Origin of the sequence: Kitasatospora sp. NPDC050463, from assembly GCF_040655255.1 — a bacterium.
Taxonomy (GTDB): domain Bacteria; phylum Actinomycetota; class Actinomycetes; order Streptomycetales; family Streptomycetaceae; genus Kitasatospora.
The window spans coordinates 60,830-81,883 of record NZ_JBFAJO010000012.1; the positions used below are offsets into that span (position 1 = coordinate 60,830).

Annotated in this window: 16 protein-coding genes; 15 read left to right on the top strand and 1 reads right to left on the bottom strand. The window is 72.1% G+C overall.

The window, feature by feature from the left end:
- Positions 1 to 85 precede the first annotated feature (85 nt).
- Positions 86 to 748, bottom strand: a complete 663-nt coding sequence (gene lexA / locus AB0J08_RS10320; RefSeq protein ID WP_224281048.1) for a transcriptional repressor LexA — start codon at positions 746 to 748, stop codon at positions 86 to 88.
- Between the two features lie 562 nt (positions 749 to 1,310).
- Between lexA and nrdR the strand changes: the two genes are divergently transcribed.
- The 15 genes from nrdR (at position 1,311) to AB0J08_RS10395 (ending at position 20,904) form a co-directional block, all read left to right on the top strand.
- Complete coding sequence (gene nrdR / locus AB0J08_RS10325; protein WP_360630038.1) at positions 1,311 to 1,808, top strand: transcriptional regulator NrdR; 498 nt, start codon at positions 1,311 to 1,313, stop codon at positions 1,806 to 1,808.
- A 238-nt stretch (positions 1,809 to 2,046) separates the two neighbouring features.
- The gene (locus tag AB0J08_RS10330; RefSeq protein ID WP_360630041.1) at positions 2,047 to 4,944 is read left to right on the top strand and encodes a vitamin B12-dependent ribonucleotide reductase; all 2,898 of its coding nucleotides are present in this window, start codon (positions 2,047 to 2,049) and stop codon (positions 4,942 to 4,944) included.
- Positions 4,945 to 5,124: 180 nt separating this feature from the next.
- The gene (locus tag AB0J08_RS10335) at positions 5,125 to 5,370 is read left to right on the top strand and encodes an RNA polymerase subunit sigma-70 (RefSeq protein WP_360630044.1); all 246 of its coding nucleotides are present in this window, start codon (positions 5,125 to 5,127) and stop codon (positions 5,368 to 5,370) included.
- Positions 5,371 to 5,373: 3 nt separating this feature from the next.
- Positions 5,374 to 5,937, top strand: a complete 564-nt coding sequence (locus AB0J08_RS10340; protein ID WP_360630047.1) for a Clp protease N-terminal domain-containing protein — start codon at positions 5,374 to 5,376, stop codon at positions 5,935 to 5,937.
- A gap of 229 nt (positions 5,938 to 6,166) precedes the next feature.
- The gene (locus AB0J08_RS10345; protein ID WP_360630050.1) at positions 6,167 to 7,843 is read left to right on the top strand and encodes an ATP-binding protein; all 1,677 of its coding nucleotides are present in this window, start codon (positions 6,167 to 6,169) and stop codon (positions 7,841 to 7,843) included.
- A complete protein-coding gene (locus tag AB0J08_RS10350; protein ID WP_360630053.1) occupies positions 7,843 to 8,295 on the top strand; it encodes a roadblock/LC7 domain-containing protein in 453 nt (150 codons plus the stop codon). Before AB0J08_RS10345 ends, AB0J08_RS10350 begins: the two co-directional genes overlap by 1 nt.
- On the top strand, positions 8,292 to 8,660 hold the full coding sequence (locus AB0J08_RS10355; RefSeq protein WP_360630056.1) for a DUF742 domain-containing protein: 369 nt from the start codon (positions 8,292 to 8,294) through the stop codon (positions 8,658 to 8,660). The genes AB0J08_RS10350 and AB0J08_RS10355 overlap by 4 nt, the downstream gene beginning before the upstream one ends.
- An 85-nt stretch (positions 8,661 to 8,745) precedes the next feature.
- Positions 8,746 to 9,447, top strand: coding sequence for an ATP/GTP-binding protein (locus tag AB0J08_RS10360; RefSeq protein ID WP_360630218.1), 702 nt, complete (start codon positions 8,746 to 8,748; stop codon positions 9,445 to 9,447).
- Complete coding sequence (locus AB0J08_RS10365; RefSeq protein WP_360630059.1) at positions 9,444 to 10,688, top strand: cytochrome P450; 1,245 nt, start codon at positions 9,444 to 9,446, stop codon at positions 10,686 to 10,688. The genes AB0J08_RS10360 and AB0J08_RS10365 overlap by 4 nt, the downstream gene beginning before the upstream one ends.
- A gap of 70 nt (positions 10,689 to 10,758) precedes the next feature.
- Complete coding sequence (locus AB0J08_RS10370) at positions 10,759 to 11,964, top strand: cytochrome P450 (RefSeq protein WP_360630062.1); 1,206 nt, start codon at positions 10,759 to 10,761, stop codon at positions 11,962 to 11,964.
- Between the two features lie 270 nt (positions 11,965 to 12,234).
- A complete protein-coding gene (locus tag AB0J08_RS10375) occupies positions 12,235 to 13,617 on the top strand; it encodes an ABC transporter substrate-binding protein (RefSeq protein WP_360630065.1) in 1,383 nt (460 codons plus the stop codon).
- A gap of 102 nt (positions 13,618 to 13,719) precedes the next feature.
- Positions 13,720 to 14,727, top strand: coding sequence for a sugar ABC transporter permease (locus AB0J08_RS10380; protein ID WP_360630068.1), 1,008 nt, complete (start codon positions 13,720 to 13,722; stop codon positions 14,725 to 14,727).
- On the top strand, positions 14,724 to 15,749 hold the full coding sequence (locus tag AB0J08_RS10385) for a carbohydrate ABC transporter permease (protein ID WP_360630071.1): 1,026 nt from the start codon (positions 14,724 to 14,726) through the stop codon (positions 15,747 to 15,749). The genes AB0J08_RS10380 and AB0J08_RS10385 overlap by 4 nt, the downstream gene beginning before the upstream one ends.
- Before the next feature lie 97 nt (positions 15,750 to 15,846).
- Entirely contained in the window at positions 15,847 to 19,017 is a 3,171-nt protein-coding gene (locus AB0J08_RS10390) for an Ig-like domain-containing protein (RefSeq protein ID WP_360630074.1), read from the top strand.
- 207 nt (positions 19,018 to 19,224) lie between these two features.
- On the top strand, positions 19,225 to 20,904 hold the full coding sequence (locus AB0J08_RS10395) for a DUF4153 domain-containing protein (protein WP_360630077.1): 1,680 nt from the start codon (positions 19,225 to 19,227) through the stop codon (positions 20,902 to 20,904).
- Positions 20,905 to 21,054: the final 150 nt, after the last annotated feature.

Sequence of the window (21,054 nt, forward strand, 5' to 3'; positions counted from 1 at the left end):
GCCGCCCTGCGGCGCCCGGGCGCGCCGGAGGGGCTCCCCGCACCGTGCGGTGGAGCCCCTTCCCGGTGTGCGCCGTACCGGGCGCTCAGAGACGGCGCAGGACGGCGACGACCTTGCCCAGGATGGTCGCGTTGTCGCCGTTGATCGGCTCGTACGCCGGGTTGTGCGGCATCAGCCAGATCCGGCCGTCCTCGCGCTTGAGACGCTTCACGGTGGCCTCGCCGTCGATCATCGCGGCCACGATGTCGCCGTTCTCGGCGACCGGCTGGCGGCGGACGGTCACCCAGTCGCCGTCGCAGATGGCGGCCTCGATCATCGAGTCCCCGCGCACCGTGAGTGCGAACAGCTCGCCCTCGCCGACCAGCTGGCGCGGCAGCGGGAAGACGTCCTCGACCGTCTGCTCGGCCAGGATCGGCCCGCCGGCGGCGATCCGCCCGACCAGCGGCACGTACGAGGTGGACGGCCGCCCGGCCGTCTCGGCGGTGTTGGGGCGGGCCACCTCGACCCCGCGGACCTCGTAGGCGCGCGGGCGGTGCGGATCCCGGCGCAGGAAGCCCTTGCGCTCCAGGGCCATCAGCTGGTGGGCGACCGAGGAGGTGCTGGACAGGCCGACGGCCTGGCCGATCTCCCGCATCGACGGCGGGTAGCCGCGGCGCTGGACCGAGTCCCGGATGACCTCGATCACCCGCCGCTGGCGCTCGGTCAGCCCGGCCTCGTCGGTCCGGATGCCCGGGGGGCGGCCGGGCATCGAGCGGGTGGGGACCGGGTGGGTGTCCTCCAACACGGATGCGTGCTCGATCGGTTGGTCGGGGACGCGGCTCGTGTTGGAAATGGCCTGGCCGGAGAGGCGGTGTTCTTCGCTGCGGTCCATGCTGTCCACACTCTGCTGATTCGTGGTGCGCTGCCCCACCTTGAGCTGGGAGTGTTCCTGCACCGGGATGGTGTTGCTTTCGATCGTGTTCACGGAGGCCCCTCTCGACGGCTGTCCTCTCCCCTTTTCCAGCCCAACGGCACCTCCTATCGAAAGGTTGCGCCAAACACACGTTCGAGTGAATTATTCGGGAGTTGGCTGACTCGATCAAGGCTTTGTTGTACATCGATTAAATGTTCGACTCGAAGTCGACTCCGGCAGTGTAATCGGCGCCGACACGCCAGGGGTGCCGCTTCCCCCGGAAGGCCTACATGTAGTGGCTACAGTCCTCTCCGTGCCCAGTACTAGTGGTCACGGTCGGGTGATCGGCTTGGCGGTGCCGGGTGCTCATCGCATAGACTCGACCTGTCCGCACGTCCTGCCCGGGAGGGATCTTCAGGTGCACTGCCCCTTCTGCCGGCACTCCGACAGCCGCGTCGTCGACAGCCGGACCACCGAAGACGGCAGCTCGATCCGCCGCCGCCGGCAGTGCCCGGACTGCGGCCGCCGCTTCACCACGGTGGAAACGGCCGCACTGATGGTCATCAAGCGCAGCGGCGTCACCGAGCCGTTCTCCCGGGAGAAGGTCATCTCCGGAGTCCGCAAGGCCTGTCAGGGCCGCCCGGTCACCGAGGACGCCCTCGCCCAGCTCGGCCAGAAGGTCGAGGAGTGCGTGCGGGCCACCGGCAAGTCCGAGCTCACCACCCACGACGTGGGCCTGGCCATACTCGGACCGCTCAAGCAGCTCGACGTCGTCGCCTTCCTGCGCTTCGCCAGCGTCTACCAGGCGTACGACGGACTGGAAGACTTCGAGGCCGCCATCGCGGAACTCCGCGCCGAGCGGCCCGTCCCCGAGGCGGACGGCGCCTGCGTGCCCGTCCCCGCCGCCGCGCCCTAGGAGGCCGCGGCACCGGCGGTCCTGCGGGACCGCCCGCCACACCGGCCCTCCGGGGCCACCAACCGCACCGGTCGCACCGGCCCTCCGGGGCCGACGTGTGCCCGGAAACGGTGCACAGAACACCACAAACCGTGTGGAAACAGGCAGGTCGTCGCCTGTCCGCACACCGGAAGACGAACCAGCGGTGCCCGGACTTTTCGGGGCACTTTGGGCGTTTGCCCAGGAGGAGGAGCGAGAAGTGACAGACACCACGAGCGGTTCCGCACGCGGGTCGAAGTCCGACAAGACCGCGACCAAGGGCGCCGGCAAGGCCCCCAAGGGCGGTCTGCGGATCGAGCGCATCCACACCACCCCTGGCGTCCACCCGTACGACGAGGTCCGCTGGGAGCGGCGCGACGTCGTCATGACCAACTGGCGCGACGGCTCGATCAACTTCGAGCAGCACGGTGTGGAGTTCCCCGACTTCTGGTCGGTCAACGCCGTCAACATCGTGACGTCCAAGTACTTCCGCGGCGCCGTCGGCACCCCGCAGCGCGAGTGGAGCCTCAAGCAGATCATCGACCGCGTGGTGCTCACCTACCGCGCCGCCGGTGAGAAGAACGGCTACTTCACCACCCCCGGTGACGCCGAGACCTTCGAGCACGAGCTGACCTACGCCCTCCTCCACCAGGTGTTCAGCTTCAACTCGCCGGTCTGGTTCAACGTCGGCACCAAGCAGCCCCAGCAGGTCAGCGCCTGCTTCATCCTGGCCGTCGACGACTCCATGGAGTCGATCCTCGACTGGTACAAGGAAGAGGGCATGATCTTCAAGGGCGGCTCCGGCGCCGGCCTCAACCTCTCCCGGATCCGCTCCTCCAAGGAGCTGCTCTCCTCCGGTGGCAACGCCTCCGGCCCGGTCTCGTTCATGCGCGGTGCCGACGCCTCCGCCGGCACCATCAAGTCCGGCGGCGCCACCCGCCGGGCGGCCAAGATGGTCGTGCTGGACGTCGACCACCCGGACGTCGAGGCCTTCATCGAGACCAAGGTGAAGGAGGAGGAGAAGATCCGCGCCCTGCGCGACGCGGGCTTCGACATGGACCTCGGCGGCGACGACATCGCCTCCGTCCAGTACCAGAACGCCAACAACTCGGTCCGCGTCAACGACGAATTCATGACCGCCGTCGAGAACGGCACCGAATTCGGCCTGCGCGCCCGGATGACCGGCGAGGTCATCGAGACCGTCGACGCGAAGAAGCTCTTCCGCAAGATGGCCGAGGCCGCCTGGGCCTGCGCCGACCCCGGCATCCAGTACGACACCACCATCAACCGCTGGCACACCTGCCCGGAGTCGGGCCGCATCAACGCGTCCAACCCCTGCTCCGAGTACATGCACTTGGACAACTCCAGCTGCAACCTCGCCTCGCTCAACCTGATGAAGTTCCTGCGCGACGACGACTCCTTCGACGCCGAGCGCTTCGCCAAGGTCGTCGAGCTGGTCATCACCGCGATGGACATCTCCATCTGCTTCGCCGACTTCCCGACCGAGAAGATCGGCGAGACCACCCGCGCCTTCCGCCAGCTGGGCATCGGCTACGCCAACCTCGGCGCCCTGCTGATGGCCACCGGCCACGCGTACGACAGCGAGGGCGGCCGCGCCCTGGCCGGCGCCATCACCTCGCTGATGACCGGCACCGCCTACCGCCGCGGCGCCGAACTCGCCGGCGTGGTCGGCCCGTACGACGGCTACGCCCGCAACGCCGCCCCGCACCGCAAGGTCATGAAGCAGCACGCGGACGCCTCGGTCGCCGCCGTCGCGGTCGACGAGCTGGACGCCCCGGTCTGGGCCGCCGCCACCGAGACGTGGCAGGACGTGCTGCGCCTCGGCGAGCAGAACGGCTTCCGCAACGCCCAGGCGTCGGTGCTCGCCCCGACCGGCACCATCGGCCTGATGATGGACTGCGACACCACCGGCGTCGAGCCCGACCTGGCGCTGGTCAAGTTCAAGAAGCTCGTCGGCGGCGGCTCCATGCAGATCGTCAACGGCACCGTGCCGCGGGCCCTCAAGCGGCTCGGCTACCAGGACGAGCGGATCGAGGCGATCGTCGCCCACATCGCCGAGCACGGCAACGTGGTGGACGCGCCCGGCCTGAAGACCGAGCACTACGAGGTCTTCGACTGCGCGATGGGTGAGCGTTCCATCTCCCCGATGGGGCACGTCCGGATGATGGCGGCGATCCAGCCGTGGATCTCCGGCGCCATCTCCAAGACGGTCAACATGCCGGCCTCCGCGACCGTCGAGGACGTCGAGGAGATCTACTTCGAGGCGTGGAAGATGGGCGTCAAGGCGCTCGCCATCTACCGCGAGAACTCGAAGGTCGGCCAGCCGCTCTCGGCCAAGAAGAAGGACGAGAAGGCCAAGGCCGAGGCGGCTCCCGTCGCCGCGGTCGAGAAGGTCGTCGAGTACCGCCCGGTCCGCAAGCGTCTGCCCAAGGGCCGCCCGGGCATCACCACCTCCTTCACGGTCGGTGGCGCCGAGGGCTACATGACCGCCAACTCCTACCCGGACGACGGCCTCGGTGAGGTCTTCCTGAAGATGTCCAAGCAGGGTTCGACCCTCGCGGGCATGATGGACGCCTTCTCGATCGCCGTCTCGGTCGGCCTGCAGTACGGCGTGCCGCTGGAGACCTACGTCTCGAAGTTCACCAACATGCGCTTCGAGCCGGCGGGTCTGACCGACGACCCGGACGTGCGGATGGCGCAGTCGATCGTCGACTACATCTTCCGCCGCCTGGCGCTGGACTTCCTGCCGTTCGAGACCCGTTCCGCGCTCGGCATCCACTCCGTCGAGGAGCGCCAGCGCCACCTGGAGACGGGTTCCTACGAGCCGCTGGAGGCCGAGGAGCTGGACACCGAGACCCTGGCCCAGTCCGCGCCGGTGGCCCCGGCGGCTCCGGTCACCCCGGTGGCCAAGCCCGCGCCGGCCGTCGAGGCTCCCCGGGCCACCCCGGCCCAGGCCCACAACTCGACGGAGCTGCTGGAGATCCAGCTCGGCCTCAACGCCGACGCGCCGCTCTGCTTCTCCTGCGGCACCAAGATGCGCCGCGCCGGCAGCTGCTACCTCTGCGAGGGCTGCGGCTCCACCAGCGGCTGCAGCTGACCGACATCGGCACGGGTTGACGACCGCTGACGGTTGACATCCGAGGCGGGGCGAGGACCTTCACGGTCCTCGCCCCGCCTCTTCGCGTTGGGGGACGACCCGGTGCGAGGTGCCGTCGGGTGCGAGCCGATGATGTCAACCAGGGTTGACATTCCCCGGGCGTCAACCTAGGTTGACAATATGAGCGAGAACGGAGAGCTCGCGGCGGCCGCGAGCAGTCGCGACCCCGCCGTGGGGCTCCGGGCGGTCCGGGCGCTGCGTGACCTGGCCGATCGCCTGGAGGGCCTGCAGGTCGGGAACGCCCGCACACAGGGGTGGTCCTGGCAGGACATCGCGGTCTGCCTCGGGGTGACCAGGCAGGCGGTGCACAAGAAGTACGCCCGGCGGGGTTCCGGGAGTACCGGGAGCGAGAAGGACGGAGACTGAGCGATGTTCGAGCGCTTCACCGACGATGCGCGGCGCGTGGTGGGCCAGGCGGGCCAGGAGGCGGCGCAGCTCAGGCACGGGCAGATCGGGACGGAACACCTGCTGCTGGCCGTCGTGGCGATGCCGCAGGATCCGGCGGCGGCCGTGCTGGTCAAGGCGGGGCTGGACCACTCCACTGTGCAGCGGGCGGTGCGCCGCCTGCTCGGCGGGGCCGACGACGCGGAGGCGCTGGCGGCGATCGGGGTGGATCTGGACGCCGTCAGGGAGGCCGTCGAGTCGGCGTTCGGGGAGGGTGCGCTGGACGCCCCGGCGGAGGGTGCGGAGCCGAGGCGGCGGGGCTGGTTCCGCGACTCGAAGGGTGGGCGGGTGCCGTTCACGCCCCGGGCGAAGAAGGTGCTGGAGCTGTCACTGCGCGAGTCGCTGCGGCTGAAGTCCGGCCACATCGCCGTCGGACACCTGCTGCTCGGGGTGATCCGGGAAGGTGACGGGCTCGGCGCCAGGGTCATCGCCGATCACGGGCTGGACTTCGCCGCGCTGCGCCGGGCGGTGGATGCCACCTTGAGTTGATCGAGGTGCGGCGACCTGGTCGCCAATCGGTGCACGAGGCGTGAATGAACGGGACTGTCCGTCAACTCGCCGGTTGCGGGCAGTAGCTGAATGGATATGATCGGCCGAAAGTGTGAACCGATCAGCCGCCCGGAGACGTTTCACTACGTCGGCCGGGCGGTCGCGCGTTCGCCCGCCCCCGCTGTCGGCGTCCGCCCGTCGACGCCCGCCGCTGCCGAGGACCGCATCGATGAGAGAACGCACCAGCCCCGACGGCAGGGCGCACCGGCGCCCGGACCCGCGTACCGCGGCCCTCACCGCGGCGGCCGTCCTGCTGGCGGGCGTCGCCGCTCCGGTCGCGGTGGGCCGGGCCGTGGCGGCGCATCAGCCGCTCACCGTCGCCGCGGTCTGCGCGGTCGCGGCGCTCTGGCTGATCGCGGTCGGACTGGCGGCCACCGCCACAGAGCGCTCCCGCCGGCTGGCGCGGGAACTCGCTTCGCAGCAGGACGAGACCAGGACGGCGCTCGGCAGGGTCACCGCCGCCGAGGCCGCCGAGGCGACGGCCAGGGAGCGGGCCACCGCCGCCGAGGCCGCCCGGGAGGCGGCCCGGGCCGAGCGGGCGGGCGCCGAGGCCGAGGTCGAGGCCGCGCAGACCGAGCTGGTCCGGCTGGCGGCCGAGCTGGAGACCGAGCAGGCCGCGCGTGCCGTGCTGGACCGGCTGGCCGGGTCCGTCCTGCCCGAGGTGGTGAAGAAGCTCCGGGACGGCGCGTCCGTGGACAGCGCGCTCGCGGCGCACCGCACGCACCCCCAGTACGCGCTGCTGCGGGCGCTCGCCGAGGAGATCGGCCGGGGCGAACGGCTGCGGGCGGCCGCCCTCGCGGTCTGCGCCACCGCCGCCGGGCGCGTCCAGGCACTCGCCACGAGCATGCACGCCGAACTGCGCGAGATGCAGCACCGGCACGACGAGGAGGTCCTCGGCGACCTGCTGCGGCTGGACCACTCCACGGCGCAGGCCGGCCGGATGGCGGACAGCATCGCGGTGCTCACCGGCGCCCGCTCCGGGCGGCGCTGGGCCAAGCCGATCGCGGTGGAGTCGGTGCTGCGCGGTGCGCTCGGCCGGATCGGCGCCTACCAGCGCGTCCGGCTGCACAACGCCAGCACGGCCGCCGTGGCCGGGTTCGCCGCCGAGGGCGTGATGCACGCGCTCGCCGAACTGCTCGACAACGCCACCAACTTCTCCGCGCCGCCCGCCGAGGTGCACGTCTACGTCGAGGAGGTGCCGGCCGGGCTGGCGGTCACCGTCGAGGACAGTGGCCTCGGGCTGAGCGAGAGCTGGCTGCGCCGGGCCGAGCGGGCCGTCTCCGCCGAGCCCCTGGACCTCACCACGCTCACGGCGGGGACCCGGCTCGGTCTCGCGGTGGTCGGCGCGCTGGCCCGCAAGTACGGGTTGCAGATCTCCTTCCGGCCGTCGGCGCGCGGTGGCACGGGGGTGGTGATGCTCATCCCGCAGCAGTTGGTGACGCACCCCGCTCCGGCCCCCGTGCCGGGGCCGGTAGAGGCGTCCGCCCGGGCGGCGACGCCGTCCCGCCCGGCGCTCACGCCTGCCCCGGCCGCCTCGGCTCCGGCCCCTGCGCCTGCCTCCGCTCCGGCCCCTGCCGCCGCCCCCGCGCAGATCACCGACAGCGGTCTGCCGCAGCGCCGCCGCGGGCAGACGCTCGCCACCGCCACCACCTCGGCGGCCCCCGCCGCCAAGCCCGGACGCACCGACGCGGTGAGCGCCGCCGCCCGGTTCGGCGCCTTCCGGCGCGCCGCCCAGCAGGCCGGGAACGGCGGAACACCGGCCGCCGAGCCCGCACCGACCACGGACACCACGCCGACCACGGACACCACGCCCGACGCCTCCCCCGTCACCGAGAAGGACTCCTGATGAGCAGCGTTATCGACCGTGACCTCGACTGGCTGTTGGAGAACCTGCTGACCGCCACCCCCGGTGCCCGGCACGCCCTGGTGCTCTCGGCCGACGGCCTCCGGCTCTGCCACACCGCCGGGCTGAGCGCCGATCAGGCCGACCAGCTGGCCGCGATCGCCTCCGGGATGCAGAGCCTGGCGCACGGCGCCTCGATCGAGTTCGGCGACGGCAGCGGCGGTGTGCGGCAGTCGATGACCGAGTTCCACGGCGGCATCCTCTGCATCGTGGCTGCGGGTGAGGGCGCCCACCTCGCCGTGGTCACCGATGACGAGGCGGACGTGGGCGTGGTCGGCCACAACATGCACGGTCTGATCGAGCAGATCGGCGTCCACCTCAGTGCCCCGGCCCGCGACGACGCGGGAGTCGGGGCGGATGCGGGCGCGGTGGCACAAGAGAGCGCCCGGGTATGAACGGGCGGCCGGTCCTGCCGGGCCGTGACGACGACCCGGACCGCCTCTACACCATCACCCGCGGCCGCAGCCGTTCCCCGGAGAACGCCTTCGACCTGGTCACCCTGATCGTCGCCGAGCGGGAGCCGGCCCCGGGCATGCAGTCGGAGCACGCCCGGATCCTGCGGATGTGCGAGGCCCCGACGGCCGTCGTGGAGGTCGCCGCGGAGCTGGCGCTGCCGGTCTCGGTGGTGAAGATCCTGCTCGGCGACCTGCTGGAGACGGGGGCGGTCACCGCCCGGCACCCCAGGTTCGCCCCCCACAAGGCCCGGCTGCCCGATCTCGACACGCTGAAGCAGGTGTTGCATGGACTCCAACAGCTCTGAGAACCCCACGGCCCGGGCCGGTTCCCCCGCTGGCACCGGTTCCCCCGCCGCCGGTTCCGCGGCGCCCGCGGCTCGGCGCACCCCGCTGCGCGGTACCGCCGACAACGCGCTGAAGATCGTCGTGGTCGGCGGGTTCGGCGTCGGCAAGACCACCCTGGTCGGTGCGGTCAGCGAGATCCGTCCGCTGAACACCGAGGAGACCATGACCAAGGCGGGCGAGGGCATCGACGACCCTTCGGGCGCCTGGGGCAAGCGCTCCACCACGGTCGCGTTCGACTTCGGCCGGATCACGCTCTCCGCGAGCCAGGTGCTGTACCTGTTCGGTGCGCCGGGACAGGAACGTTTCTGGTTCCTCTGGGACCGGCTGTTCAGCGGCGCGCTCGGCGCGGTCGTCCTGGTGGACACCCGGCGGCTGGAGGAGTCCTGGTACGCCATCGACCGGCTGGAGCACCACGGCACGCCGTTCATCGTGGCCCGCAACAACTTCGGCGAGCCGAGTCACTCCCTGGAGCAGGTCCGCGCGGCGCTCGACCTGCCCGCCGAGGTGCCGCTGGTGGACTGCGACGCGCGCGACCGGGAGTCGAGCAAGCAGGTACTGATCGAGCTGGTCCGCCACCTGGCCGCCCGGGTGGAGGCCGCGAGCACCGCAGTGCCGGTCGGGGCCGAGGACGACCCGGCCGAGCCGGACGCCGGGCGCCCGCCCGCCCGGCCGGACGCCGCACCGCCGTTCGCCCGGTCCGCCGCCGGTCCCACCGACCCGTTCCCGTACGAGGAGAGCACCCCGTGACCGAGCCCGCCGCCACCCCGCCGCCGGGCTGCCCGGCGCACGCCGGCGCCACCCCCCTGTACGGGCCGCGCTTCCAGACCGACCCGTCCCAGCTCTACCGCGAACTGCGGGCCGCCCACGGTCCGGTGGCCCCGGTCGAGCTGGCCGGCGGGGTCCCGGCCTGGCTGGTGATCGGTTACCGCGAGCTGCAACTGGTGACCGGCCAGCCGCAGTTGTTCGGCCGGGACTCCGCCCGCTGGAACGCCTGGGAGAGCATCCCCGAGGACTGGCCGCTGCGGCCGATGATGGCGCCGGTGCCGTCGATCCTGTATGCCGAGGGCGAGGAGCACGTGCGCCGCTCCCGGGCCGTCACGGACGCGCTGGCCGCGGTCGACCCGTACGAGCTGCGCAAGCACTGTGAGGAGATCGCCGACCGGCTGATCGACGGGTTCGCCGGGCGCGGCGAGGCGGACCTGGTCGCCGAGTACGCGCACCGGATGCCGCTGCTGGTGCTCTGCCGGCTGCTCGGACTGAGCGAGGAGCAGGCGCCCGTCCTGATCGACGGGCTGCTGGCGATGCTGGACGGCGGACCGGACGCCCCGGCCGGTGCGCAGCGGCTGCTCGGCGTGATGCTCGACCTGGTCCGGGAGAAGGCCGAGCACCCGTCCGACGACCTGGCCTCCCGGATGCTGCTGCACGAGGCGGGCCTGGACCACGACGAGGTCATGCGCGACCTGCGCGTCCTGCTGATCGCCGGCCACCAGCCCTGCTCGTACTGGATGTCCAACGCGCTGCGGCTGATGCTCACCGACGAGCGGTTCGCCGCCTCCCTCTCCGGCGGCCGGCGCAGCATCAACCAGGCGTTGAACGAGGCGCTCTGGGAGGACACCCCGACGCAGATCTTCGCCGGGCGCTGGGCGGTCCGGGACACCCTGCTCGGCGGACAGCGGATCGCCGCGGGGGACATGATCCTGCTCGGCTTCGCGGGGGCGAACGCGGACCCGTCGGTGCGCCAGCCCGACGGCAGCCCGGCGGAGGGCAACCGGGCGCACATGAGCTACTCCTACGGCGAGCACGGCTGCCCGTTCCCGGCGCAGGAGGCGGCCGAGGTGATCGCCACCACCGCGATCGAGGTGCTGCTGGACCGGCTTCCGGACCTGCGGCTGGCGGTGGCCGAGCACGCGCTGGTGTGGCGGCCGTCGGCGTGGGTGCGCGGGCTGATGGCCCTGCCGGTGTCGTTCACCCCGGGATACGCGGTCTGAGCCCGGACCGCGACCCCACCACGTCGCGCCCGGCCGGAGAAGTGCCAGGAAACCAAGGAGAGTCGTGCCCATGACCGCCCCGATAGCCCTCGACCCGCTGGCGCGCGACAACGCCGCCGAGGGCGCCCTGCTGCGCGCCGCCGGCCCGGCGGTGGCGGTGGAGCTGCCCGGCGGCGTCGCCGCCTGGGCGGTGACCCAGCACGCGGCCGCGCGTGAGCTGCTGACCGACGCCCGGCTGGTGAAGGACGCCGCGCACTGGGCGGCCTACCAGCGCGGCGAGGTGCCGAGGACGTGGCCGCTGATCGGCCTGGCGGTGCCCGGCCCCAGCATGGTGACCACCGACGGCGCCGAGCACCGGCGGCTGCGGACGCTGGTGGCGCAGGCGTTCACGCCGCGCCGGGTGGAGCTGATGCGGCCACGGGTGGAGGAGATCACCCACGGCCTCCTGGACGCGCTGGCGGCCGGGGAGCGGGTGGTGGACCTCAAGTCGGTCTTCGCCTTTCCGCTGCCGATGACGGTGATCTGCTCGCTGCTGGGCGTCCCGGAGTCCGACCACGCCCTGCTGCGGGACCTCTACGAGCAGTTCTTCGGCATCCGGCCCAACCCGGACGGCATCCAGGCGACCATCGCCGGACTGAACGCCTTCGTCAACGACCTGGTGGCGAAGCGCCGTTCGGAGCCCGGTGACGACCTGGCCAGCGTGCTGCTGGCGGCGGACGCCGAGGGCGGGGCGCTGAGCGACGCGGAGGCGGCGGCCACCCTGCGGGTGATCATCGCGGCGGGCCACGAGACCACGGTCAATCTGATCGGCAACGCCGTCCGGGCATTGCTCGCTCACCCGGACCAGCTGGAGCTGGTCCGCGCGGGCACGGTCTCCTGGGACGCGGTGGTCGAGGAGTCGCTCCGCTGGACGCCGCCGACCAGCAACTTCCTGTTCCGCTTCACCACCGAGGACGTCGAGGTGGGTGAGGTGGTGATCCCCCACGGCGAGCCGGTGCTGATCTCGTACAACGCGATCGGCCGGGATCCCGCGCAGCACGGGGTGACCGCCGAGCTGTTCGACGTCACCAGGGATCCGAGCCGGCACCTGTCCTTCGGTCACGGTCCGCACGTCTGCCCGGGATCGCCGCTGGCCCGGCTGGAGGCGGGGGTCGCGTTGCCGGCGCTGTTCGAGCGGTTCCCGGAGCTGGCCCTGGCGGTGCCGGACGAGGAGCTGCGGCCGAGCCCCTCGTTGGTGGTGAACTCGCTGCGGGAGCTGCCGGTCCGGCTGCACTGAGAGCTCACCGCAGCCCGGCCCGGCTCCGACCGGCTCTGACGGGCTCTGACGGGCTCCGACAGGCTCCGACGGGCCGGTCGGGTCCGGTGCGCCCGGGTCACAACTGGGGCACGTGCCGAATGAAGGTCGAACGCGGACCTTGGCGGAGGGTGGCTGCTGCGTTAACGTCGTCAAACCGGCCGCCCGCCGCGTCCATGTCGATCTCCGGTACAGCGCAATGTCGTTCTGTCGTACTGCCGGCGCTAGTGCGCCCTGGCGAGGAGGACCGCATTGACCCCCACCCCGTCCGCGCCGTCCGCGAGGTCCCGTCGCCTGGCCGCCGTGCCCGCCGTACTGGCGGCGCTGGCGCTGACCGCGGCCTGCTCCAACAGTTCGAGTTCCGACGGCGGTTCGGGCGGCGGGGGCGGGACCCTGGCCGGTGACTGCGCCAAGTACCAGCCCTACGCCGGGCATTCCGGCAGCACGGTGACGGTCTTCGCCTCGATCCTCAGCCCGGAGTCGGACAATCTGGAGAAGTCCTGGGCCGAGTTCGCCAAGTGCACCGGCATCAAGATCAGTTACGAGGGCTCCAACGACTTCGAGTCCCAGCTGCCGGTCCGGGTGAGCGGCGGCAACGCCCCGGACTTCGCGATCATCCCGCAGCCCGGCCTGCTGGCCCAGATGGTCAGGAGCGGCAAGGTGGCCAAGCCCCCCGCGCAGACCGTCGCCAACCAGGAGAAGTGGAGCCCGGTCTGGAAGACCTACGGCTCGGTCAACGGCACCTTCTACGCGGCGCCGATGAGCGCCAACATGAAGTCGCTGGTCTGGTACTCGCCCAAGGCGTTCAAGCAGGCCGGTTATGAGGTGCCGCAGTCCTGGGCCGACCTGATGGCGCTCAGCGACCGGATCGCCAAGGCGGGTGCCGGAAAGCCCTGGTGCGGCGGGATCGCCTCCGGGACGGCCACCGGCTGGCCGGCCACCGACTGGCTGGAGGAGGTCGTGCTGGGCACGCACGGCGGCGAGGTGTACGACCAGTGGGTGAGCCACCAGGTGAAGTTCTCCGACGAGAAGATCATCACCGCGATGCGGACCGTGGCGGACTGGATGCAGAACCCGGCCTGGGTCAACGGCGGCTACGGTGACGTGAAGTCGATCGCCACCACGACCTTCCAGGACGCGGGCGCCCCGATCCTCACCGGCAAGTGCTTCCTGCTCCAGCAGGCGTCCTTCTACAAGGCGCAGTGGCCCAAGGACACCAAGGTCGGCCCGGACGGCGACATCTTCGCCTTCCGCCTGCCGGCCGTGAACCCGCAGGTGGCCAGCCCGGTCGAGGGCGGTGGGGAGTTCCTGACGGCGTTCGCGAGCCGGCCCGAGGTGCAGGCGGTGCAGAACTACCTGTCCAGCTCGGACTGGGCGAGCAGCCGGGTGAGGACCGCCTCCGGCTGGGTCTCCGCCAACCAGGGCGTGGACAAGGCCCTGTACACCGATCCGATCGACCGGCTCTCCGCCGACGCGCTCACCGACCCGGCGGCCACCTTCCGCTTCGACGGCTCGGACCTGATGCCGGCCGCGGTCGGCGCCGGGCAGGAGTGGAAGTCGCTGACCGCCTGGTTCGCCGAGGGCCAGTCCGTCCAGAAGACCGCCGCCGACATCGACGCGGCCTGGCCGCAGTAGCGGTTCCGACCGCCAGGACCACCTGTCGAGGGCGGTGCGGGGCCACCCACCCGCACCGCCCGCCCCTCCTCTCTGCCCACGGCAGGGAAAGGACGCGCAGCCATGTCCCTCACCGCCACCGCGCTCGCCGACGGCGCCTGGGGCGACGCCGCAGTCAAGTTCGGCAACAGCTTCGGCGCCGTCGCCGGGTTCCTGGGCATCCTGCTGCTGGTCTTCCTGGTCGCCGGGCGGGCCTCGGGCCGGATCGCCCGTCCGCTGGCCGTCGCGGTCTTCCTCGGCCCGGCGGTGCTGCTGCTGCTCGTCGGCCTGGTCGCCCCGCTGATGCGCACCGTCTACCTGAGCCTCTACGACGACGACAGCAGCCGTTTCGTCGGCGGCGAGAACTTCGGCTGGGCGTTCACCACCGATTCGGTGCAGAAGGTGCTGGTCACCACCCTGCTCTGGCTCGTGGTGGCGCCGCTCGCCGCCACCGGCCTCGGGCTGGTGCTGGCACTGCTGGTGGACCGGATGCGCGGCCAGGCGGTGTACAAGTCGCTGATCTTCATGCCGATGGCCATATCGCTGGTCGGAGCCTCGATCATCTTCAAGTTCGTCTACGAGTCGCGCGACGCAGCCCAGTCGCAGATCGGCCTGCTCAGCCAGCTCGCCATCACGCTGGGCTGGGAGCATCCGCCGAACTGGATGCTCTCCCAGCCGCTCAACACCTTCCTGCTGATGGCGGTGATGGTCTGGGTGCAGACCGGTTTCGCGATGGTCGTCCTCTCGGCGGCCATCAAGGCGATCCCGGACGAGGTCACCGAGGCCGCCCGCCTGGACGGCGCGGGCGGGGTGCGGCTGTTCTGGTACGTCACGGTGCCGATGATCCGCACCACGGTGGTGGTCGTGCTCACCACGGTCATGATCACCACGCTCAAGGCCTTCGACATCGTCCGCACCATGACCGGCGGGAACTTCGGCACCCAGGTGCTGGCCAACGAGATGTACTCGCAGTCCTTCGTGCAGTTCAACACCGGGCGGGGCAGCGCGCTCGCGGTGATCCTCTTCCTCGCGGTACTGCCGCTGGTGGCCTACAACATCGTCCAGCTGCGGAAGGAGCGCGGAGTCCGATGAGCGAGCACCGTCCGACGTCCGGCCGGCGTCCGGCCGCCGCCGACCGGCGTGCGATCCCCGCCCCCCGGCGTCCGTGGCGCGAGCGCCGGGCACCGGCTGGGCGCCCGTCGCTGGGCGAGCGCCGCGGTCCGGTCCGGCAGGCCTTCACCAACCCGCTCGCCTCGGTCTTCGTGATCGCGGTGACCGTCCTGTGGACCCTCCCCACCCTCGGGCTGCTCGCCACCTCGCTGCGCCCCAAGCAGGACGTCACCGCCGACGGCTGGTGGAACGTCTTCCTCCACCCGGACCTCGGCCTCTCCAACTACCACACCGTGCTGTTCGAGGGCGGGTCCGGCGTTTCCACCGGCCTGATGCCCTTCCTGGTCAACTCGCTGGCGATCAGCGTCCCGGCGACGCTCTTCCCGCTGGTGCTGGCGGCGATGGCCGCGTACGGCCTCGCCTGGGTGCGGTTCCGGGGCAGCGACACGCTGTTCTTCGTGGTGTTCGCGCTCCAGGTGGTGCCGATCCAGATGGCGCTGATCCCGCTGCTGCGGCTGTTCTCCGGCGGCGCGCACCTGGGCTCGATGACGGTGGTCCCGGCGGTGGACCTCAAGGGCACCTACGCGCCGGTCTGGCTGGCGCACACCATGTTCGCGCTGCCACTGGCGATCTTCCTGCTGCACAACTTCATCGCCCAACTGCCGCGGGACCTGATGGAGGCGGCGGTGGTGGACGGCGCCTCGCACTTCAAGATCTTCCGCTCGATCGTGCTCCCGCTCTGCACGCCGGCGCTGGCCTCGTTCGCCATCTTTCAGTTCCTCTGGGTCTGGAACGACCTGCTGGTCGCGCTGACCTTCGCCGGCGGCACCCCCGAGGTGGCGCCGATGACCGTCCGGCTGGCGCAGCTCTCCGGCTCCTTCGGCGGGCGCTGGGAGCTGCTCACCGCCGGGGCGTTCCTGTCGATCGTCGTGCCCCTGGCGGTCTTCTTCGCTCTCCAGCGGTACTTCGTCCGCGGTCTGCTGGCCGGTTCGGTCAAGGGATAGTCCCGATCGACACGGGATGTGACGGTTCCGTGGACACGGTCGGCGCCGAACCGGTACACCGATAGGGGCAGTTGGCCGAAGCGCTTGGGGGGCGGTCATGGCAGGTGCAGGCAGGCGTGCGGGCGTCGGACGGCGCGGCAGGGTCGGGGGCCTGCTGGCGGCCCTCATCACGGCGGCGGCGGCGGCCGCTCCGGCACCGGCGGCCGCTCCGGCACCGGCGGCCGCTCCGGCGCCGGCGGCCGCCACGGCGACGCTGGGCAGTACGGCGGTCGGTCCGTCCACCGACTCGGGCGACTCGAACCACCTGAACGCGTCCCGGTACGTCACCGGCGCGGCCGGCGGCACGGTCGACGGCATCAGCGTCTACGTGGACGCGGTGGACGCGGCGCCGAACAACCGGTTCCAGGCGGCGATCTACCGCGACAACGGGGGCAGTCCGGGCGCCCTGCTGGCGAGCAGCGCCGCGGCGACGCTCACCGCCGGCAGCTGGAACACGGTGCCGCTGACCGCGACCCTCGCCGCCAACACCGCGTACTGGCTGGCCTACAACAGCAACGGCACCGGCGCGGCCGTCAACAACCTGCGCTACAGCCCCGGCGGTACCAGTGTGTACGGCAACGGCGGTCACACCTACGGCAGTTGGCCCGCCGACTTCGGAGCGGTCACGTCCAGCGGTCTCAGCTTCTCGATCTACGCGACCTACACCGCGGAGCAGGCCCCGCCACCCCCGTCGCCGGGTGCCGGCCCCGGCGGTGAGGGCCCGATCCTGCTGGTCACCAGCCAGGCCAATCCGTACACCCGCTACCTGGCCGAGATCCTCAAGGCCGAGGGTCTCAACCACTACCGCACGGTCGACATCTCGGCGGTGACCAGCTCACTGCTGGCCGCCTCCGACGTGGCGCTGCTGGGCGAGACGCCACTCACCGCGGCGCAGGCGGCCCTGTTCACCACCTGGACCAACGACGGCGGCCGACTGGTCGCGATGCGCCCCGACAAGCAGCTCGCGCCGCTGTTCGGCCTCACCCCGGCCACCGGCACCCGCGCGGACGCCTACCTCAAGGTCGACACCTCCGCCGCCCCCGGCGCCGGGATCACCGGCGACACCATGGGCTACCACGGCGCCGCCGACCTCTACACGCTCAGCGGCGCCACCGCGGTCGCCGCCCTGTACAGCGACGCCGCCACCGCGACCGCCAACCCGGCCGTCACCCTGCGGACGGCCGGCAGCGGGCGGGCCGCCGCCTTCAGCTACGACCTGGCCAGGTCGGTGGTGCAGACCCGCCAGGGCAACGCCGCGTGGGCCGGCCAGCAGCGCGACGGCACGGACGGCTACGAGGCCTCCGAGATGTTCTTCGGCTCCGGCGGCCAACCGGACTGGAACGACCTGGACAAGGCGCTGATCCCGATCGCCGACGAGCAGCAGCGGCTGCTGGCCAACCTGATCACCCTGATCGACTCCGCCCGCAAGCCGCTGCCGCGCTTCTGGTACTTCCCGCGCGACGTCAAGGCCGTGGTGGTGATGACCGGCGACGACCACGGCGTCGGCGGTACGGCCGGCCGCTGGGACGGCTACATCGCGCAGAGCCCGCCCGGTTGCAACGTCGCCGCCTGGGAGTGCGTGCGCGGCTCCTCGTACATCTACACCGACGGCCCGCTGACCCCGGCGCAGGCTCAGGCCTACACCGACCAGGGCTTCGAGGTGGGCGTCCACGTCACCACCAACTGCCGCCCGTGGGGCACCACCTCCGCCCTGCAGGGCTACTACGGCGACCAGTTGTCCCGCTGGCGGGCCAAGTACCCGGCGCTGCCCGGCCCTTCCAGCAGCCGCACGCACTGCGTGGAGTGGGACGACTGGGCGACCCAGGCGAAGACCAAGCTGTCCAACGGCATCCGGCTGGACACCGACTACTACTTCTACCCCTCCAACTTCACCAAGGACCGCCCCGGTTACTTCAACGGCACCGCCCAGATCATGCGCTTCGCCGACACCGACGGCAGCGTGGTCGACGAGTACCAGGCCACCACCCAGCTGACCGACGAGTCCGGCCAGTCCTACCCCGGCACCATCGGCACGCTGCTCGACGCCGCCTACGGCAGCAAGGGCTACTACGCGGCGCTGACCGCCAACATCCACACCGACTTCGCCGCCTCGGCCGCCTCGGACGCGATCATCACCGCCGCGAAGGCGCGCGGCGTCCCCGTGGTCTCCGGCCGGCAGATGCTCACCTGGCTGGACGGGCGCAACGGCTCGGCCTTCACCAAGCTCGCCTGGAGCGGCGGCGCGCTGACCTTCGACATCACCGGCGGGGCCAACGGGCTGCGCGCGATGCTGCCCGTCTCCGCCGCCTCCGGCACGCTGACCGGCATCACCTCGGGCGGCCGGGCCGTTCCGTACCGGATCGAGACGGTCAAGGGCGTGGCGTACGCGTTCTTCGACGGCGCGGTGGGCTCCTACACCGCCTCGTACGGGCGCGACACCACCCCGCCGGCCGTGACCGGGAGCAGTCCGGCCGGCGGCGCCACCGGGGTGACGCCGGGTACGGCGGTGCGCTTCTCGTTCGGCGAGCCGCTGGACCGGGCGAGCGTGACCGCCTCGGCCGTGACCCTGCGCACCGCCGGCGGCGCCGCCGTCGCGGGCTCGGTGGCGTACGACGACGCCGCCAACGGCGTGGTCTTCACGCCGAGCGCCCCCCTGGCGCTGACCACCGGCTACACCGCGAGCGTCCAGGGCGTGCGGGACACCTCCGGCAACGCGCTGGCGAGCCCGTACGCGATCTCCTTCACCACCGGGGGAGCGGCGCCGAGGACGCTCGGCAACACGGTGGTGGGTTCGCTGATCGACGACACCGACTCGAACCACCTCAACGGCAGCCGGATCACGACCGGGTCGTCGCCGGTGCCGCTCACCGCGCTGAGCGTGCACGTCGGACCGGTCAGCGCGGCGCCGAACAACCGGTACCAGCTGGCCGTCTACACCGACGAGGGCGGCGCGCCGGGCGCGCTGGTCGCGGCGACCGGCAGCGGCACGCTGACCGCCAACGCCTGGAACACGCTGCCGGCCGACCTCACGCTGAGCGCCGGCACCGCGTACTGGCTGGTCTACAACAGCAACGGCACCGGGGCCTCGGTGAACAACATGAACTACTCGACCGGCCCGACCGGCTCGGGCGCCTACAGCAACGCGGTGGTGCCGTTCGGCACCTGGCCCGCGGCTTTCGGGCCGGCGGTGAAGGACACGCTGCTGTACTCGCTCTACGGCTCCTACTGAGGTCCCGGGCCGTCGAGGTCCTGGCCCCCACGGTGGTGGCCGGCCCCGGGGTGCCTCTGTCACAGCCCTGTGACAGGGGCGCCCCGATGTTTTTGAACTTGTTCAGAATGGTCTACAGTCGGCGTCAGTCGCGGCGCCCCGGCGCCTGTCGGCGGACTGCACCAAGGGCGGCTTCCGCATGCCCGCAGACCATTCGAGGGGGAACCCATGTCCGGCCACTCCACACCCGCCCCGGCCGGCGGACCGTCCGGATCCGACCCGTACGGCGCTCCCGGAGACCAGGGGAGGCAGCAGCCCGGACCGGCCGCTCCCGGTCGGCCCGGACCGGGAGCGGCCCAGGGCCCGAACCCCTACCGCGCGCCGGGCCAGCCGGGCCCGCAGCCCTTCGCGTGGCTGCGCCCCAGCGACCCCGGACCCAAGGCCCCGGCCACGCCACGGACGCTCGCGGCCGCGCTGGTGACCGGCCTCCTGGTCTCCTGGCTGCTGAACCGCGGACTCGGCGTCAACCTGCTGATCTGCGGCGCGGCCGCCGCGGTCGGCGCCGGTCTGGCCGCCCGTTCGGCCGGTCGCCGGGTGCGCGGCTGGACGGTGCTCTGGAGCGTGCTCGCGCTCGCGCTGCTCACCGTCCCGGCGCTCTCCGACGCCGGCTGGCCGACGATGCTCTCGACGCTCTGCGCGCTGGGCCTGGCCTCGCTCGCGCTGCACGGCGGACGCCGTTGGGCGGGCGTGCTGCTCGCCCTGCCGGGGATCCTCTGGCAGTTCGTGCCCGGCCTGCGCTGGGCCGGCGCCGCTCTGCGCGTCCTCGGTCCGCCCGGCCGCGGCCGGGTGGCTCCGGTCCTCAAGGCGGTCGTGGTGGCCGGGGTGCTGCTGGCCGTCTTCGGCTCGCTGTTCGCCAGCGCCGACGCCGCCATGGCCGACGTCCTGGAGGGGCTCATCCCCAGCCTGGACCTCGGTGAGTTCCCGCTGCGCGCCGTGCTGTTCGTCCTCGGAACGGTCGTCGCACTGGGCTTCGCCCACATCGCGGCGGGCCCGCGCCGCTGGGACCGTACGGTGATCCGGCCGGGCCGCGAGCGCGGCCGGCTGGAGTGGGCGCTGCCGCTGGTCGCGCTCAACCTGATGTTCGGCGCCTTCGCGGTGGTCCAGGCCGTGGTGGTGCTCGGCGGCCGGGACGCCATCATCCGCAACACCGGGATGAGCCGCTCCGAGTACGCCCGGCAGGGCTTCTGGCAGCTGACGGCCGTCACCGTCCTGACCCTGGTCGTGGTCGGCGTGGCCAAGCGCTGGGCGCCGCGCGGCACCGAGGGCGACCGCAGGCTGGCCCGCGTCCTGCTTGGCGTGCTCTGCCTGCTCACCCTCGTGGTGGTCGCGTCGGCCCTCGGCCGGATGTGGTTCTACGTCGACGCCTCCGGGCTGACCAGGCTCCGGCTCTGGGTGCTGGTGGTCGAGGTCTGGCTGGGCGTCGTGTTCCTGCTGGTGATCACGGCCGGGCTGGTCCGCTCGGCCGGGTGGCTCCCGCGTGCCGTGGTGCTCAGCGGCATGCTGACCGCCGCGGTGTACGGGCTGATGGGCCCGGACGCGATCGTCGCCGAACAGAACGTGGCCCGCTACGAGCGGACCCACCAGATCGACCTGCGCAACGTCCGGGACCTCTCGCTCGACGCCGTCCCGGCCCTGGACCGCCTGCCGAAGGACTACCGGACCTGCGCGCTGGAGCTGATGCGGATCGACGCCGCCGGCGAGCCCAAGCCCTGGTACGCGGCCAGCCTCGCCGGCTCCCGGGCGCGGAGCATCTTCGCCGAGCGTCCGCTGGTGGACGCGGTGTCGTCGGAGGGCAACGCCTGTGACCGGGCGGGGCTCTGGAAGGGTGGCAGCATCGAGCGGCCCTGAGTCGGTGGGCCATGAGTCGGTTGGCTCTGATCCAGGCCGACCTGGGCGACCGGCGGCGATCCGCCGTGATCCGCCGTGATCTGCTGTGAAGTGCACTGATGTGCCCAGACGGATGAGGGCCGGCCGGGAGCTCGCTGCTCCCGGCCGGCC